The organism is Mucilaginibacter sp. BGA-UO-ETr-C110 (genome assembly GCF_059567985.1).
In genome coordinates, this window is sequence record NZ_JCAQPB010000002.1 from 5,067,278 (window position 1) to 5,086,384 (window position 19,107).

Genomic DNA, 19,107 nt, shown 5'->3' on the forward strand with positions numbered 1-19,107 from the left:
TGATGATAAGCTGACAATCTTCTTGAGACAGCCGGTCATTGTTTTTAGGCTTAGTCGACCAAAGCAGGTAAACCTTACAGCAAGATTACGAGGTTTTATGAAATATATTAGCACGGCAAAACCCGCTCTATAAATAAAGCGGGTTTTGCCCCTAAAAAGTATAAAAAGGTATTATTTCAGATGGATGATCAAATGTGCATACCGCCTGATACCTCAATACGCTGGGCATTTATCCAGCGGGCATCCTCGGTACATAAAAAGGCTACTACGCCACCAATATCTTCGGGCTGCCCAACACGACCTAATGCGGTAGCATTGCTTACCATTTGATTAGTTTCTGCATTATCCCGAACTCTGCCGCCCGAAAAATCAGTGGCTATAGCCCCGGGAGCAACAACGTTTGCCCTGATGCGGCGTGGCCCCAGTTCAAGAGCCAGGTACCGGGTCAATACCTCAACCGCGCCTTTCATGGAAGCGTAAGCAGATGGCCCAGGCATACTGAAACGGGCCAAACCGGATGATATATTGACGATGCCCCCACCATCATTCAATAAATTGAGCGATCCCTGTGTTAAAAAGTAAACTCCTTTGAAATGAATGTTCAACAGTTCGTCAAACATTTCTTCGGTAACCTGGCCAAAAGGTGCATGACCACCGATGCCGCCGTTGTTGATTAAAAAGTCGAAGTGATCTACATTAAAAGTATTTTTCAGAATACTGGTTAGCTCTTCAAAAAACGCATCGAAGCTTTTTATATCGCCCACATTCAGTTGCAGAGCCGCGGCTTTACTGCCTGTTTGCTCAACCTGGGTCACTACGGCCAGGGCATCTTCTTTCCTGCTATTATATGTTATAATGACGTCGAGGCCTTTTTGAGCCAGTTTAAGCGCCATGTCTTTCCCTAAGCCGCGGCTACCGCCGGTTACCAGGGCAATTTTATGATTTGTTGACATTGTGTTTGTGTTGTATTATGATTTGTAAAAAATGGTTTTAATTTTTCGAGGCGATCCATTGAGCGCCTATCTTGCTGGTTTGATTTAATAAAAACTCAGGCGCCAGTCGGCTCATCACCTTCATTATGCGGGCCAGGCCGGGGTATATTTCCAACTGATCTTTCATTAGTCCTTTGATAGCCGCGTCGATCAGCTTACCGGGATTCATCAGCATTTTATCGTCAAATCCGTCTATCTGGGTAAACTTGTCGTTCAAAGGGGTTGTGGAACCAGGCGCTATCAGTTCAAATATTTTAATACCCGTACTTTTAAGCTGTACGCGCAATGATTTGGTATACGACCGTAAGCCTGATTTGGTAGCCCCATAAATAGGCGACAATGGGAAAGGCATTAACGCTATGCCCGAGGTAGCATTTAAAATAGCGGCGTTTTTTTGTTTTTTGAGATGCGGTAAAAACTGCTGCACCATGCGGATAGGCCCCATCAGGTTGATCTCCACTTCGCGTGTAATATCTTGCAGATCGATCCTAGTATCGTGCAAACTGATCATACGCATTTCGCCGGCATTATTGATCAGCATGTTTAGTCCGGGAAATTGGGTAGTTACCTGCTCAAACAAAATCGTTATTTGTTCCGGATCGCTTACATCACTTTGAAATGTGTGTATGCCCGGTAATTTAACTCTGGCCTCATCCAGGCGATCCTGGTTACGACCGGTAATGATTACCGTATTACCCAGTACCAATAGGCGCGAGGCAAACTCATAACCAAAGCCACTGGTGCCGCCGGTAATGAGTATAGTATTATGCTGGAGTTTCATTGTTTTATCTTAAAATTTGATAAAACAAAGTTCAGTCATATACCTACTCAGCCGTTTGTGAATATCAATCCGTTTTTTGCGAAATTCAAATATCGCTTAGGCGCGAAATTTCAGCGGGGCGATATTGGTCTGCTTTTTAAAAAAGGTAGAAAAATGCGCCACTTCCTCAAAACCCAAACTATAGGCGATCTCCGAAATGTTCCAGGCTGTTTGTTTTAGCAGGATCTTGGCTTCCTGTATTATCCGGTTGCTGATATGCTCGGTAGTGGTTTTGCCAGTGTTCTCCTTAAGTACTTTGTTAAGGTGATTGATGTGTACAGACAGCCTGTCGGCATAATCTTTAGCGGTACGTAAACCTATTTTCTGGTGCGGCGAATCAATAGGAAACTGTCTTTCTAAAAGTTCAATGAACAAGGATGATACCCTGGCTGAAGCGTTATGGCCCGCATAGAGCGTAGTGAGCGGCTGCAACTTTTGCCCGTAATGGATCAGTTCCAACACATAGTTGCGCAGCAGGTCGTACTTATAAGCGTAATGGGAACCTATCTCTTCACTCATCTTTTTGAAAATGTGACGAATATCAGCCGCCTCCTTATCACTAAGCTGAAATACCGGGTAACCACCTGGCTTAAATATAGGCAGATCATCCAATACTACACCGCTTTTACTGGGCAACAGGAAATCGGCTGTAAAAATGCAAAAGAAACCCGATTGCTGATCGGTCTGCGGCACCCAGTTATAGGGTATTTTGGGTGTGGCGAAAAGCAGGGCATTCTTTTCGATCTCGATGGTCTTGTCGGCATACTCGGCCATACTATGACCGCTTATGAGGCTTATCTTATAATAGGCCCGGCGGTTATAGGGCATCAGTCCGGGCGCTTTTTTGATACGGGTAAATAGCTCAGCTACATCAAATATATTGAAATGGCCAATCTCTTTGTTGATACCTTCGGGCAACAGCGAACTCACACTTTCGCCGCTTACAGAAGCCGCGTGCTCGTAAAAATCATCCAGCGTAGTAATATCCATGGCACACAAAATTTATAAAATTCAAATATACTACTGCTAAGTCGCAAGTATTGAATCTTAAGTCTAAAATCGTTTTTTTGACTTATGACTTCGAACTCAAGACTCCATGACTAAACACCTGATTCCCCCTGCCAATATCTACCCCGTTTTGACCTGTACATTTAAGCCTTACCTGAGATGTACCGTCCTCCGGCAACAAATAATACAAGGTTATGGCATGATTGCCGGCTTTTAAATTGACACCCTGCGTAAGCACCGTGCCCGACTGATACCCAAAATCGGCATCGATCAATGTGGCCTCATGCAAACGCAGGTAGGCTTTGCCTGATACCTGCAGCGAGAAGGTGTAGTGTCCATCGGCAGGAATTTTTATAAAACCCTGGTAACATATCATGCCCTGTTTACGACCTGCTTCTGTACCGTTTACCATTTGGCTTGTTCCTTTGGTGGTGATGGTGAGTCCATCTGTTTTGGCTACCCAGGGGAATTTCCCGGCATAATACTTCCAGGAAAGGCCCGGTAATAACTTTGCTGCAACTTTATCTGCCGGTATAGGTGCTGCATCATAGGGGCGCGGAGCCTCTGCATCCGGGTGCCTCACCTGTAGTACTTTTGCCTTCATCGCTTCCTGAATTTTTGCATAGCCCGGTCTGGAGGCTATATTGTTTATTTCTTTAGGATCATTCAGGGCATTGTATATTTCAAAATCATCATCAGCGGTTTTAATGGCGTAACGCACACCCACCAGGTCGCCCATGCGAATGGCCTGCATTTGGTCGCGCTTTCTTCCGCGCTTGCCGGGTTCAAACTCCTTAAAATCGGGCGTTTTGCCACCTTCAAAATACTCCACATAAACCAGTCCTTGTTTTTGCTTACCTGATCCGGTTAAGGAAGGCAATAAAGAGACGCCGTCCGTACGTGCAGGAGCTGGGATATGCGCGGCATCGGCAAAAGTAGGCATCCAGTCTGACAGCATGGATGGTGTATTTACCACCTCTCCGGCTTTGATATGTTTTGGCCAGGCAGCTATTGTTGGCATTCTTAGCCCGCCTTCCCAACAATCCCTTTTGATACCATCAAATGGGCCATAGCCCCCAAAAAACGTAGGATAATTCGGCACAAACGAGGCCGGCAAATAAGATTCGATGGATGGACCATTATCGGAAGTAAAGATCACCAGGGTATTATCGGCCATATTCAGATCAGTGAGCAATTGCCGGATGTCACCTACCGCGTCATCTATCCTGCGTACCGCCGTAGCGTATCTTTTATAGGTATCAGGCCAGGGAACTTCAGGCGTGGCCGGGTTATGGTCATCGTCATAAGTGGCGTTGGCGTACTCAGGGTACATGTACGAATCAATTGTCCCCGAAGCCGTGTTGATCATATGCCCGGCATCGCCCAGCCATTGCAGCCCTCCTTTTAGCCCTCTCCCAGCAGGATAGGCCTGTGTCGGTAATTCGATAACCGCATGGGGCGTATCATAAGCCAGGTACATAAAAAACGGCTTAGTGGCATCTTTTCCGTTTTTATGATCGACGATCCATTTTTTGGCGGCAGCGGTCCAGAGGTCGGCAGTATAGCATTTGCTTAGCCCGGCCGATACTTCGTTATTATTATCCCATACTTGTTTTTTGCCGCGATACAAACCTTCCAGCGGATAATGCTCATGACCGTCGGCATGGCGCATATAGCCATAGTAATTATCAAAACCCCGTTTGAGGGGGTGGCCGGGCCAATTTGGACCTTCCTCCTTAACACCCTGCAAACCCCATTTACCAAAAGCTGTAGTGCTGTAACCCGCTGTTTTTAACATGGATGCCACGGTGTAATTGTTTTCCAGCATCTTATCAAACTGGTTATCCCTTACCGAGGCATTACCCTGGTTAAGCCCGGTGAGGAGCGAAGCCCGGGATGGCGCACAAACCGGTGCGTTGGCGTATTGTTGAGTAAAGCGGACGCCGCTCAGTGCCATTTTATCCAGGTTAGGCGTTAACTCATAAGGCTGGCTATGGTCGCCAGAAGCTTTCCGTTGGTTTTGAAAAAACACGCCGATGTCGCCATAACCCAAATCGTCGGTTAGTATAAAAATGATGTTTGGTTTTTGCTGAGCCTTTACAGTCAGCGTATTAAAACCTATAGCTAAAAAGACAACCGATACCCTTAACCAATATTTTGCGATCATAATTCCTGCTTACTTTTTCTCCGTGTTTCTGCTTATTTCATTTTTCAATAGCTGATCGAGCTCTTTTACCTTGTCGGGATAAGTATCGGCCAGGTTATTTTTTTCGCCGATATCATCCTTCAGGTTATAGAGCTGCGGCGATGGTGAGTTGCCCGATTCTATACCAACATCCTTCATATATTCCACACCCGGGTGCGGTTTAATATACTTCCAGTCGCCTTTTATGATGGCTGTGGGATCAGTACTGCCCTGTTCTATCAGGGTTGATCGCCCCTGTTTACTTTTACCCAAAAGTGCATCTAAGTGATCCTGGCTATCTTCAGCATCCCTCTTAGGGATCTTTTGATTCAGCAAATGAGCCATCGATGCTAAAATATCCATCTGGCTAAATAAGGCGTCAGAAACACCCGGTTTTATCTGTGCCGGCCAGTTTACAATAAAAGGTAAACGGGTACCGGCTTCCAGCGCGCTGTATTTGCCGCCCCGCATTGGCCCCCATGGTGTATGCCCGCTTAATAGGGTAACGGCTCCATCCTGGTAACCATCATCAAGCACGGGACCATTATCACTCGTAAATATGATGAGCGTATTTTTGGCCATATCATTCAGTTCCAGCGTTTTCATCAGTTGCCCTATGGTCCAGTCCAGCTGCAGGATGTCATCCCCGCGATAACCTAGTCCACTTGTGCCTTTGAAACGTGTGGCCGGCATACGCGGTACATGGGGCTCGGTTAAGGCATAGTACAAAAAGAACGGTTTTTGGCGATGATCGGTTATAAACTGCTCCACCTTGAACAGGAAAGTAGATGATACCTCCTCGTCCACCCAGCGGGCCTGGTAACCGCCACTCATATAGCCAATGCGGCCAATACCGTTCACAATGGTATTATCATGCCCCTGCCCGGGCGACGACTTTAGTTTCAGCAGTTCCGGATGCTCTTTCCCGGTGGGGTCATTCCCTATTTTCTTGCTGTAGTCAACCGCTATGGGGTCATTGGCGTCGCTGGCTACTACCCGGTGATTTTCCAGGAAAACGGTAGGCACCCTATCGGCCGTGGCCGGAAAAATGAACGAATAATCAAAGCCAACTTCATTGGGCCCCGGTTTTATTTCGCCGTTCCAGTTTTTATTTACGCTGTCGCCCAGGCCCAAATGCCATTTGCCCACAATAGCCGTGGCGTATCCTGCCCGCTTAAATACCTGGGGCAGCGTAGTCTTATTGATCGGGATAATGAGCGCCGCATTGCCCGGCAATATACCCGTGCCAGTTTTGCGCCAGGGATATTTGCCGGTCATGAGCGCGAACCTTGATGGCGTACAGGTAGCCGAAGTAGCATGCGCATTGGTAAAACGGATGCCGATTTTGGCCAGTTTATCCAGGTTGGGCGTGTGCAGTTTGGTAGCGCCATAGCAACTCAGATCGCCGTAACCCAGGTCATCGGCGTAAATGTATATCACGTTGGGTTTTTGCTGTGAGTAGCTTACAAAAGTCATGCTCATCAGCAGCAAAAAGGTGTTTATAGTTTTCAGTAGGGCTCTGTTTTTCATACTGACATAATTCAATAAGATGTATAAATGACTATCGCGGCGATGCTTTTAGTCCAACAAGATACTTATAAAACACGGGCGTCTTAAAGCTTAAAATAACACAAACGTTTGCATTGGTTTGGAACCCGGACATCCGGCAGAGTTAGGAATAAAACTTTTTAAACCTTAAATTTTAACACTTTTTTAGTCGAAAACAGCATAAAAAGGCTTGCTTTTGGCCATTTTAACTCAGCTTTAACCCCATTTTAACACTTTTTAACAAATTTTCGATGTGTTTTGAAAGGCTTAAAAAGTATTAAATTACTGATTTTCAAATAACTACATAAAAACCACCCTGTTTTGGGGCTTTTTTATCCCTTACGCAAACGGCCCGGTTCTCCTTTTTACAGGAAAACCAGGCCGTTGTATGTATACAAATATACGGATTTAAGTCGGGAGTCCGAAGTCTTAAGCCGGAAGTCATGAGTTAAAACTTAAGACTCAAGACTTCAGACTTACCCCAGCGCTCTAATCGGGCTGCCGGTCCATTCGGTTTCGGAGGCCAGGGTTTCACCTTTCATCACCAGCGATAAAGGTTCCAGTTTTACGTCGTCGCCTATTTCACTGTCGTACAAAATAATACTGCGGGCACCTATGCTGCAGCGGGCTCCTATTTTGATGCTGCCTACTTTCATTACCCGGTCTTCAAATAAGTGGGTCTGCGGACCACAATCTTCGTTTAAAGCGGTATCATCGCCGATAGACACCATATCATACTCCGTAATATCAGTAGTATTGAGCCATACCCGCCTCCCAATCTTCACGCCAAACAAGCGCAGGGCCCAGGGTAAAAATGGCGTTCCTTTTAAAAACTCCAGCATAAATGGTACAGCCAGGGCTTCGTAGGTTGTAGTAATGGCTTCACTTCTCCAAACGCGGTGCGTCCACATGGGGTTTTGCTCTTTTTTAAACCTGCCTATCACCACCCATTTTAAAGCCAGGGAGATAAAGAATGCAGGCAGCCCCATGTAAAAAAGGTAATAAAACGGAATTTTTGGTAATTCTTCAACGATCTCTGAAACGGTCCGCTCTTTGATCAGGTCGTGACAGTACGCGATGAACAGTACGCTACAGCAAATGATCACGGTTTCGGGCAGCAGGATGCGGATGGATTCGATCAGGCCGCGGGACAGTTTTCTTGACCAGGAAGGCGTAGTAGTAAGCGATGCCGGGTAAGTACCGCTATCCTGTCGACGCGGCAAAGCGATAGCCGGCGAACCAAACCAGTCGCCACGGGGGCTGTCCTGCTGCTGCTCAAGAGTTGGCGGCACCGATAGTACACCTATCAGCATATTGTCGCCCAGTTCATATCCCTGGGGAATTAATGCGCTGTTGCCCACAAAGCTGCTGTTGCCAATGGTGGTCTTTTTCAAGATGAGCCGTTGGGCACGGATATCCTCTTCGCCCAGGGTAACGGCATCCGCGATAAACGATTCGTTGCCTATTTCGAGCATCGTATGGGTAACGTTACTGGCTGTGGAGATCTCGGTATTTTTACCAATTTTTGAGCCCAGCATCCTAAAGAAAAAGGAAACAAAAACCGTGGCATATATCGGGTGCAATACAATGAGCGCGACGGATATCAATTGATCAGAAAGCCATTTGCGGACATAGGTACTGCTGAAAACCGGGTATGTTCCGGGTTTGATGTTCCACAAAAGCAGGCGCGATAACAGCACGGTTTCAAACGCGTACAACAAAATATATACCAGGGTAAGCGCTGGTACGTGGATAAAATAACTAAAATCATAATCGCCGGTTTGCAGATCCAGGTAATTCAACAGCCTGATGACAGGGAGCAAAGGCACCAAAACAACCGCCGGAAAAATAATGAGCAGCAGCGTATATAGAAAACCGTAAGTCTTGATTTTGAGGAAAGGTGATTTAAGCGGCAACGGCAGTTCTTCGGGTTGCATTTGATGCACCTTTTCTGCCGGGCTGCCTTTCCATACCTCGTAAGCTTTGATAGTTTGACCGCTCTGCAAATGACTCAGGTCCTGCAGTTCGCCCCAGTCTTCTACCACCGTATCGCCCGACAACACCGCACCGCTGCCGATATAAGCGTGAGCGCCTATACTGATCTTGCGGAATTTGATCAATCCGTTTTCGACCGATACGTTATCCAGTACCACGCCCGAGCTCAGGCTTACATCGCTGCCAATTTCCAGCAGATCGTTGGCGCCTATGGTAACCGCGCTTATTTGCGCGTCTTTGGCTACGCGGGTGCCCAGCATACGCAGGTATAAAGGGTAAAGCGGTGTGCCGTTCATAAACTGGGCGGGAGCCAGTTGTGTTAACCTGTTTACCAACCAGTAGCGGAAATAATAAGAGCCCCACAAAGGATGGTCGCCTTCTTTAACCTTACCCAGCAATATCCATTTGGCCGCGATGCCCATGAAGGATAAAAAAGGGGGTATCAGACAATAGAGCAGTAAGGCCACTACAAGACCGATACCAGAATTATCCTGTCCCGATTCGGTTTTGCTCACCACATAATAGTAGCCCAGATAGGGCACAAATATTTGAACAGCGAACAGCCCATATATAAATAACAGGGAGATGGCCTGCGCCAAACCGCAAAGCAAATAACGCAAAGAGGGGATCTTATGAAAGATCTCTTTGTCTACTGTTTTCTTTTCCCGGGCTTTCTTTTCAGCAAGCTCCCAGGTATTGATAAGGTTTTTTACCGGACGATTGGTGTAAATATCTTTTAACGACGCGTGCTGGATCCCGGCTTCTTTCCGTAACCATGACGAAAATGTGGCTGCGAGCAAGGAATGCCCACCCAGATCAGTAAAAAAGTCTGATTCGGGCGTGATATCCCTGCCGGGGAAAAGGTGATTCAATCCGGCCATTACTTTTACCGCCAGGGGGTCATCGGGACTAATATGGATCTCCTCTTGTTGCGGCACGTTTTGTAAGGCCTCGGGTACCGGGAGTGATTTGCGGTCGATCTTGCCGCTTGACAGCCGGGGGAATTTGTCCATCTGTATAACCACCAGCGGCACCATATAAGGAGGTAAAACTTCTGAAAGCCGGCTGCGGCTATGTTGCTGATCAAATGCCTGCCCAGGTTTCAGTGTCACATATCCTACCAGCTGATCCTGACCTGTCGAGTCTTTTTTGAGGGCAACCGCTGCTGTGGCCACTTCTTCGAGCTGGTTCAATCTTGATTCAATTTCGCCCAGCTCTATCCGGTATCCGCGCAATTTAACCTGGTCGTCCAGGCGGCCATGAAAATCAATGCGGCCATCGGGCTGCATCACCACGGCATCGCCACTCAGATAAATACGATCGCCGGCCAGTTCCATTAAGGTTACCGGTTTATCCAGAAATTTTTCGCGGGTCAATTCCGGCCGGTTCACATAGCCTTCGCTCACACCCGGGCCCGAGATGATCAATTCGCCCTGTTGCCCGGTTGGCAGCAGGTTAAATTTATCGTCAACTACGGCCAGATCATAGTTGGGCAGCGGCCCGCCAATGGTAATGGCATCGCCTGGTATCAGCGGCACCATGGTGGTGGTTACCGTTGTTTCGGTAGGGCCGTAACTGTTGTAAAATATGTTTTTACCGGGCTTGCTCCAGCGGTTTAAAACAGCAGGGGTACAAGCCTCGCCGCCCGCGTTAATAAGGCGCAGGGAGGGTATATCATCATCCATCACCGCCAACAGGCTGGGTACGGCGTGCAGTATGGTAATTTGCTGTTGTCTTAAAATATCGCTGAGCTCATCGATAGACTTTGCCGTGGTGGCATCGGCTATCCATAAAGTGGCCCCGGCAAACAGGCTTATCCAGGTTTCCTCGCACCACATATCAAATGATACCGAGAAACCCTGGTAAACTTTATCCTGCGGGGTGATCTCCAGTACGCTTTGCTCCGAACGAATGAGGTGGCAGATATGCTTGTGGAGGATGGGAATGCCTTTGGGTTTACCCGTACTGCCCGAAGTGTATAACACATAGGCCCGGTCGTCCGCATCCGGACCAACAGGTAAAGTATAGTCTTCGTATTGCTCCCGAAATTCCGGAACGGCAAAAACCGGGCAGTCCAGCGCGGGCTGGGCATCGCTGAAACAGGCGGCAGCTCCAATTTCTTGTAATACGATCTGTAGCCTTTCCTCGGGCATTTCCCGGTCAAGCGGAACGTAGGCGGCGCCCGATTTTACAATACCCAGGATAACGGCTTGCAGCTCGAGCCCGCGGGATTGCCATACCCCTATGGAATGGCCTTTGCCAATACCTTTTGCAGCAATAAAGGCCGCGATATAATTACTCCAGGAATCAAGCTGGGCATAATTCAGTTCCCTGTCGCCAAAAATGAGCGCGGTGTTATGGGCGTATTTTGATGCCGACGCTCTGAAAATGTCGGCAATGGTTTCGTGTTTAATAAAGTCAGGTCGTTCAGTCCCTTTTAGTAAGCTCTTGGCTATCATCATCATGGTTAGGCCGCTGGTAGTTTTTGTCTGCAAATTGGTAATGCAAACTTTGCCAACCAAATGTATTAAAAATGTCGGTTTGAAGAATTTAATAACACATGATTTAACAATAGTATATTATTAATATTTCATCCGCGTCTTCAACAGACGGATATATGACTTTGTTTAGATATAAACGTTTAATACGGCGCTTTTTTTTATTTATATTTACTAAACCTGCTATTCGAAAAATATTTAATGTTAAACCTAAAATGTTGCTTAGTTCAATTATCAATATCTCCCACACGATCAATGGCGATGAGGTATTAAAAATAATTTTATCCGTCATAGCTGGCAGTATCCTGGGGTTTGAGCGGGAGATCAGGGGTAAGTCGGCCGGGTTCCGTACGCTGGCGCTCATCTGTTTTGGCTCAACGGTATTCACCATTTGCTCCTATATTTTAGGTGTCGACTCCAACCGCGACCGCATAGCTGCCAACATTATCACTGGCGTGGGCTTTTTAGGGGCCGGGGTTATATTCCGCAACAATGTGAGCGTTTCGGGCATCACCACCGCCGCTTCTATCTGGATAGCCGCCTCCATAGGCATGTTAATAGGTATTGGCGAATATCTACTGGCGGGAGTATCATTGGTATTAGCTTTATTTATACTTTACGCGCTTGATTTTATCCAGTTCCAGATAGATTTCCGCTTTCAACACCGTGATTATAAGATCACATTTAAGGACAAATATCCTTCGGGCGCTATTCAACAGCAGATCAAAACCTTAAACTTGCAGGTTACCAATTCCAAATTATTACGCTCCGGCGAGCAGGTGATCCTGCAAGTGCTGGTATCCGGCAAGGGCAAACAATTGGAACTGTTTAATGAATGGCTGCTGGACCAGGCCATTGTTCAATCCTTTGAGTGGTAATCTTCCTTAAAAAGCCTTTCATACTCCCTGCATTATATTTCTATATTTTAAATTCAGTACAACATGGATACTATTATTGAAAGAATTAAAAAATTTAATGCACCGCTGCTGCCCGACAAAGTCCAACTAAAATATAAGGCCATGACCGAAAGCCCCTTCCGTTTTTTCAGGGGGACGTGCCATTTGTTTTATGAAGACCTGGCCCGGGTTAAAGACTTCCCGGTTTCGCCACCAGTATGGATCTGCGGCGACCTGCACCTGGAAAATTTCGGCAGTTTTAAAGGGAACAACCGCCTGGTTTATTTTGACCTGAATGATTTTGACGAATCGATGCTGGCCCCTTTAAACTGGGAACTGGCCCGGGTACTCACCAGTATTTATGTGGCTTTTGATACCCTGAATCTAAACAAAGCCGAAGCCGACGGAATGGTGAAGCTTTTTTTAAAGAAATATACCGAAGTACTGCAATCGGGCAAGGCCTATTATATTGATCCCAGAACAGCTGGCGGCATTGTAAGCGATTTTTTAATCAAGGTTAAAAAACGGAAGGAAAAGGATATTATCAAAAAAATAGCCGCCCCGGTACATAAGCAACTGCGCATTAAAATAAACGACCAAACCCATTTTGACATCAAGGCGCCCCTAAAAGCCGAACTGATAAAGCACCTGAGCAGCGTACTGGCCGAAACCGGCGCCTGGCCCAATAATTACAAGGTTAAAGATGCCGCGTTTAGGGTGGCCGGCACGGGGAGCATTGGCTTAAAACGTTATATGTTCTTATTGCAGAACACCAAAATCAAAGGCGATTTTTTATTGATGGACCTTAAACAAGGTGCGCGATCATCCCTTGCCCCCTATAACCCAATCCGCCAACCCCAATGGGCCTCGGATGCCGAACGCATCATCACCACCAAATACCGCATGCAGAATATATCACCCGCATTGCTGAGTACTACGGTGTTTAAAGAAGATACTTATGTGTTACAGGAAATGCAACCCTTTGCCGATAGGATCAATCTGGATCTGTTGGCGGGCAACCTGAAGGATATGCAGTGTGTGTTACTGGATATGGCCACCTTAACGGCCTCGGCACAATTACGGAGCTGCGGCATACAAGGCTCGGCCATTAATGATGAGCTGACTGCTTTTGCCCACGAAAATACCTGGCAAAAACCACTCCTCAGCTATGCAAAAAACTATGCCAACCAGGTTAAAAAAGATTATAAACAATACATGGCTGGTTATAAATCCATCAAAACCCAATAAACACACCTTAATTAGGTCCTTTATTCATAATTGTTTACGCAAGCGTTTGCGTAAACAATTATTGCTGCATCCCACCGCGATTTTCAGGATCATTCCTTTCTGAAAATAGTGTCGATCAAAAAGCCTTTTTTATCGCATTTGACCGACAATCCTTATTTATATTTCATTAAAAGCCTCCAATTCCAAACAAACGTTTGCGGGGTGTTAAAACAGGCAAATTATATCTTTTTGAAATACATTCACTCCACGAATGTAAACCAACATTGATAACCCTGTTTTTTATAACGCATTGCAAAATAGATCAATAGATACAGAACGAATGTTTTTGCACCAGGTAGCCACCGGCGATCAAAAGTCGTTCACTATTCTTTTTGAGCATTACTCCAAAACAGTGTACCCCTTTGCTTTAAAGCTTACCCGATCTGAAGAGTTGGCCGAAGAGATCTTACAGGAGATTTTTCTGAAGATCTGGATTAACCGCCAAAATCTGCCGGAGATTGAGAATTTTGGAGCCTACATCAACCGCATGACCCGGAATTACGCGTACAATGTATTAAGACGCATTGCTCATGAAAACCTGATCGCTTTTGAGCTAAGCAAACAAATGACAGAGGAGGTAAATAATACCGAAGAGGCGGTTCTTCATCGCGACCTGGAACATTCGCTTAACCATGCCATCAGCTGCCTTACACCACAGCAAAAACTCATTTATACTTTATGCTACCAGGAAGGTTTAAAGTACAGCGAAGTGGCCGGGCGTTTAAATATCTCATCGTCAACAGTTCATACGCATATGAAACTGGCCCTTAAATTCATCAGAACTTATTTTATCCAGATCAATACCCTTATCCTGTTCTATTTGCTTTTTAAATAGCCCGATCAATATTTTATTTATTGATTTTCAGCAATTTAAAATAAAAATCAAAAATATTATCATTTCAACTCACCCTGCCGGCTTTGCTGTGTGTCAGTGTATATAAAGGGCTAAATACGCGATCTGCTTTCCCGTAAATAATCCATTTCCATCACATGAATAACCAACAGCTCCTAAATTTACTTACCCGGTATATGAATAAAGAAGCTTCAGCGGAGGAAACTCATGAGCTTTTTGATTATATCAATGATCCGTTAAACGCGCCACAGGTAAAAGAAGTACTTGGAGATACTCTAAATCAGGAGGCCGAAGAACGAGTATTACCAGGTTACCGGCAGCAACTGATCCTTGACCGCATCTTTGATCATCAATCGTTACCCGGAAAAAAGTCTAAGCACGGGGTATTAGGCTGGGTAAAACTGGCGGCGGCTATACTCCTGTTTATTTTGCCCGGGATATATTTTCTTAAAATCAACAGGCCTAAACCCGCGGCATTAACAACTATCCATAAACCAAAGCAAATTGATGTACAACCAGGTGGCAATAAAGCCATATTAACCCTTGGCGATGGTTCGCACATAGTTTTAGACTCGGCCCGGAATGGTCTGCTTGCGCACCAGGGTAATACCAGGATTGTGAAATCGGCAAACGGACATGTCGCTTATAATACAACAACAACCAGCACCGCTGCACCCATATATAATACCATGACAACGCCACGGGGCGGCAAGTATGATCTGCAACTGGCCGACGGTACCAAAGTATGGCTCAATGCTTCATCCTCCATCACCTATCCCATTGCTTTTTCCGGAGCCGAGCGCAGGGTAACCATTACCGGCGAAGCTTATTTTGAAGTAGCAAAAAATAAAGCCATGCCCTTTAAAATTAATGTGAACGGGCAGGAAGAAGTACAGGTTTTAGGCACCCACTTTAACATTATGGCTTACAGTGATGAGGCCTCAGTTAAAACCACACTGCTGGAAGGATCGGTGAAAATTATAAAAAATAAAATGACCGGCATGTTAAAACCCGGACAGCAGGCACAGCTTACAACCGATGGAAAACTATCCATTACAGATGATGCGGATATCAACGCGGTTATGGCCTGGAAAAACGGGCAAACCTTATTTGTAAATGAAGATATCAAAACCATTATGCGGCGGGTATCGCGGTGGTATGATATAGATGTGGAGTACCAGGGCGATATGCCAGGCCGCTTATTTACCGGTGGTATTTCCCGCGAATCAAACCTGTCGGTTTTATTAAAAGTGCTGGAATTAAATAAGATCCATTTTAAGATGGCCGGCAAAAAACTAATAGTAAGCCCCTAAACCTTATTAAACTTAATTGATTTAATCACCCTAAACAACAACAGATATGGCATAAAGATACCCCAACCCCACCATGCGGCTACCAGAAAAAAACCGGCAGTGCTACCAACACCGCCGGGTAATATTTGGTTAACCCCTTCCCGATTTTGTCGGGATAAAAAATCCAGTTTCAGATAATCTATTCAGTTAACCTAACTCCTAAAGTATGAATTTTTATACTCTTTTTAAGCCTTTGTTTTTTAAGCAGAGGCCGCTCACTAAAATTTTCATGGTTATGAAATTTGTAGTTTTTTTTATGACACTGGCCTGCTTACAGGCATCGGCTACGGGATATGCGCAGCAAGTAACGCTTTCAGAAAAAAACATCTCTATAAAAAAGGTTTTTACTGCCATACAAAAGCAAACCAAATATATTATTTGGTACGAAGACGAAGTATTGCGCAGTACGCACAACATTGATATTTCATTAGATCATGCCACTTTACAACAGGCGCTTACCGAGTGCTTTAAGGGTCAGCCTTTAACTTATACCATTGTTGATAAAACCATAGTAGTTCAAAAAAGGAACGTACAGGCGTCGGCAGTACAGGTTGTCAATGTAATGGTTAAGGGCCAGGTAAATGACGAAAACGGCCTGCCCTTACCCGGCGTAACCGTTAAGCTGAAAGCATCGTCTATATCCATGGCTACCGATAGCAAAGGTAATTATGCATTATCCTTACCTGATGCCAGCGGTACACTTGTTTTTAGCTTTGTTGGTTACGAGACCCAGGAAGTTGCTATTAATGGCCGCACTGATATCAACGTTCAATTAATACCGGGAAAAAGCGACCTGAATGAAGTGGTTGTGGTTGGTTTTGGCACGCAGAAAAAAGTAGACCTTACCGGCGCGGTTGACCAGATAAAAGGCAAGGACCTGCAAAACAGACCGGTAACCAATGTAGGCGATGCCTTACAGGGTATGATGGCCAACTTAAATGTAACCACCAATTATGGCGGCGGTTCTCCCGACGCTAAAAAAAGCATCAACGTACGTGGTTTTACCGGTTATGGCGGCCAGTTAGCAAGCCCATTGATCCTGGTTGATGGTGTGGAAACAGATATTAACTCCATCAATGTTAATGACATAGAAAGTATTAGTTTGCTCAAAGATGCAGCCTCATCGGCTGTTTATGGTTCAAGGGCTCCAAATGGTGTATTATTGATCACTACCAAACAGGGTAAAAAGAACCAGGCGGCCCGCTTAAGTTATTCCAATAACTTCTCTTATGCACAACCACTGAATCAGCCGGTAATGTCTAATTCATTGGTTTGGGCAAACACCTATAACAAGGCCTATGCCAACGCCGGTTTACCGCCGCTGATAACTGATGATGCCATAAAAAGGATCAAAGCTTACATAGCCGACCCTGTACATACTCCTACTACTATCCCGGTACCTGGCAGTAATAACTGGGCGACTTATGATCCGGTATTCGGAAATGCCAATAACGACTGGTTTAAAACTTATATTAAAAGATGGGCGCCCAGCCAGCAACATAACCTGAGCATTGATGGAGGCAGCGATAAAATAACCTATTTTATTGGATTGGGATCGACCAAAAAAAATGGTTTGTTTAATTACGCCGATGACAGCTATCTGCGCAATAATATCAGGGCGAATGTAACCGCTGATCTCAACAAGTATGTAACTTTTAGCTTAAAAACATCCTTTTCTCAGGAGAATGATCACTACCCTTATAATGGTGGCGCCAATACCGGTTATAACTTTTTTCACCAGGTAGCCAGGATCTGGCCAATTATTGCTTTGATTGATCCAAACGGGGGATATGATTCCAATTCATACATACCACAACTACAGCAAGGCGGCACAAATAATAGCCGTACCAACAATAGCCGTATAAGTGGCGATATCACGATTAAGCCAATTACCGGCTGGGATATCACCGGTCACTATAGCTATGATTATAATACCTATAACATTACATCAACTGTTTTGCCTTATTACTATTCTACACCTAATAATCCGCAAACGTTAAGCAATACCATATCATCCATCAATGAAAATTATGGGTTAACCAGCTATTATAACTACAATGTTTTTACCAGTTATGAAAAGCAAATAGGGGGTCATTACTTTAAAATATTGGTAGGTGAACAAACAGAGCAAAAAACCTATTCAAACCTGAGCGGCTATAATCAATATCTCTATAGCACCAATCAGCCATCGTTGGCGCTTACGAGTGGTACAACCCCATCAACAACAGATGGCGGAGGCTATAGCTGGGCCACCAATAGCACCATAGGCAGGATAAACTATAACTACAAAGAAAAGTACCTGATTGAAGGCAACGCCAGTTATATGGGTACTTCCTTATTCCCGCAAAATACGCGTTATCATTTATTCAGCTCCGGATCTGTAGGGTGGAACATTTCGAAAGAGGATTTTTTTAAACCACTTGAAAAATGGATCAACAATCTGAAATTCAGAGCATCCTATGGTGGCTTGGGAGATATCTCTTATTTCCTGAATGCTTCAACACCAGTTTATTATCCATACTTAAGCAATTTACAAACCAACCCGGCAACCAATAGTCAATGGATATTTAACCCAGGCAGCGGTGGCCGTTTACCTTATGTTTCTAATCCGGGCAGCTTAATAAGTCCTACATTAACCTGGGCAAAACCATCTATGCTTGACATTGGTGTCGATGTTGATTTCCTGACTGATTTTAGCATTACTGCCGACTGGTATAATAAAAAAATAACCGATCAGTTTGCCCCTTCAAGCACTTACCCGGGCCCATTAGGTATTGCGCCACCTACAGTTAATAATGCTTCCTCAAGCACCAAAGGCTGGGATCTGACCGCCTCATGGAAACATCAGTTTGGCTCCGTAGGTGTAATGGCGCGTGCAAACATCAGTCATTATTCAGGCAAGATCACCAAATACGATGCTAATGCGCAAAAATTCATCAACCAACCTTATGTAGGCGAACAACTGGGCGCTATCTGGGGCTTTAAAACCGTTGGAAAGTTTCAGACACAGGACCAGGTTAACAGCGCACCAAACCAAAACGCCATCAACGCGAGTGGATACAAGCCCGGAGATATCCAATATTCAGATCTTAATGGTGATGGAAAGATCACTTACGGCAGCAACACCGTTGGCGATCCTGGTGACCGTACCATTATTGGTAACAGTACACCAAAATATTTATATGGTTTCACGACCGGTGTAACCTGGAAGGGGATAGATTTTAGTCTGTTTATTCAGGGACAAGGTCATGCCGATTATGTGCCGACCAACAATTATTTCTGGGGATTGACCTCGCAGTATCAAAGCACAGTGACTCCAAAATTGGATGACAGGTGGTCGACCACTAATCCTAACGGATACTTCCCAAGATTGGATATCAATAATGGAAGCAGTAAAAACCAAATAGCACAATCTGGCTACCTGCTCAATACTGCGTATATGCGTTTAAAGAACGTGCAACTGGGTTATACTTTCCCGGATAGGCTTACTCAAAAATTCCATGTCTACCGGTTAAAATTATATGGCAGTGTTGATAACGCCCTCACATTTACCGGCGCCTTTAAACACCAGTATGTAGATCCGGAACTGCTACAGTCTGACGAAAAGATCTACCCTTTACAACGCGTCTATTCTTTTGGTTTACAAATGAATATTAAATAATCATATAAAATT

At 45.2% G+C, this 19,107-nt stretch carries 11 protein-coding genes; 5 read left to right on the forward strand and 6 right to left on the reverse strand.

What is annotated here, in order from left to right:
- Positions 1-188: 188 nt before the first annotated feature.
- From AC57BQ_RS21745 to AC57BQ_RS21770, 6 genes are all read right to left on the reverse strand, one after another.
- Positions 189-953, reverse strand: a complete 765-nt coding sequence (locus tag AC57BQ_RS21745; protein WP_496408253.1) for an SDR family NAD(P)-dependent oxidoreductase — start codon at positions 951-953, stop codon at positions 189-191.
- 37 nt (positions 954-990) lie between these two features.
- Complete coding sequence (locus AC57BQ_RS21750; protein ID WP_496408254.1) at positions 991-1,773, reverse strand: SDR family oxidoreductase; 783 nt, start codon at positions 1,771-1,773, stop codon at positions 991-993.
- Positions 1,774-1,869: 96 nt separating this feature from the next.
- A complete protein-coding gene (locus tag AC57BQ_RS21755) occupies positions 1,870-2,802 on the reverse strand; it encodes a helix-turn-helix domain-containing protein (protein WP_496408255.1) in 933 nt (310 codons plus the stop codon).
- 82 nt (positions 2,803-2,884) lie between these two features.
- Complete coding sequence (locus AC57BQ_RS21760) at positions 2,885-4,987, reverse strand: sulfatase-like hydrolase/transferase (RefSeq protein WP_496408256.1); 2,103 nt, start codon at positions 4,985-4,987, stop codon at positions 2,885-2,887.
- Positions 4,988-4,996: 9 nt separating this feature from the next.
- Complete coding sequence (locus AC57BQ_RS21765; protein ID WP_496408257.1) at positions 4,997-6,535, reverse strand: sulfatase family protein; 1,539 nt, start codon at positions 6,533-6,535, stop codon at positions 4,997-4,999.
- A 494-nt stretch (positions 6,536-7,029) separates the two neighbouring features.
- Positions 7,030-11,043: a Pls/PosA family non-ribosomal peptide synthetase gene (locus AC57BQ_RS21770; RefSeq protein WP_496408258.1), complete on the reverse strand. Its 4,014-nt coding sequence runs from the start codon at positions 11,041-11,043 to the stop codon at positions 7,030-7,032.
- 218 nt (positions 11,044-11,261) lie between these two features.
- Between AC57BQ_RS21770 and AC57BQ_RS21775 the strand changes: the two genes are divergently transcribed.
- From AC57BQ_RS21775 to AC57BQ_RS21795, 5 genes are all read left to right on the forward strand, one after another.
- A complete protein-coding gene (locus AC57BQ_RS21775) occupies positions 11,262-11,924 on the forward strand; it encodes an MgtC/SapB family protein (protein WP_496408259.1) in 663 nt (220 codons plus the stop codon).
- Positions 11,925-11,987: 63 nt separating this feature from the next.
- Positions 11,988-13,190, forward strand: a complete 1,203-nt coding sequence (locus AC57BQ_RS21780) for a DUF2252 domain-containing protein (RefSeq protein WP_496408260.1) — start codon at positions 11,988-11,990, stop codon at positions 13,188-13,190.
- A 289-nt stretch (positions 13,191-13,479) separates the two neighbouring features.
- Positions 13,480-14,064: an RNA polymerase sigma factor gene (locus AC57BQ_RS21785; RefSeq protein WP_496408261.1), complete on the forward strand. Its 585-nt coding sequence runs from the start codon at positions 13,480-13,482 to the stop codon at positions 14,062-14,064.
- A gap of 194 nt (positions 14,065-14,258) precedes the next feature.
- Entirely contained in the window at positions 14,259-15,395 is a 1,137-nt protein-coding gene (locus AC57BQ_RS21790; protein ID WP_496408262.1) for a FecR family protein, read from the forward strand.
- Between the two features lie 274 nt (positions 15,396-15,669).
- The gene (locus AC57BQ_RS21795) at positions 15,670-19,095 is read left to right on the forward strand and encodes a TonB-dependent receptor (RefSeq protein ID WP_496408263.1); all 3,426 of its coding nucleotides are present in this window, start codon (positions 15,670-15,672) and stop codon (positions 19,093-19,095) included.
- Positions 19,096-19,107: the final 12 nt, after the last annotated feature.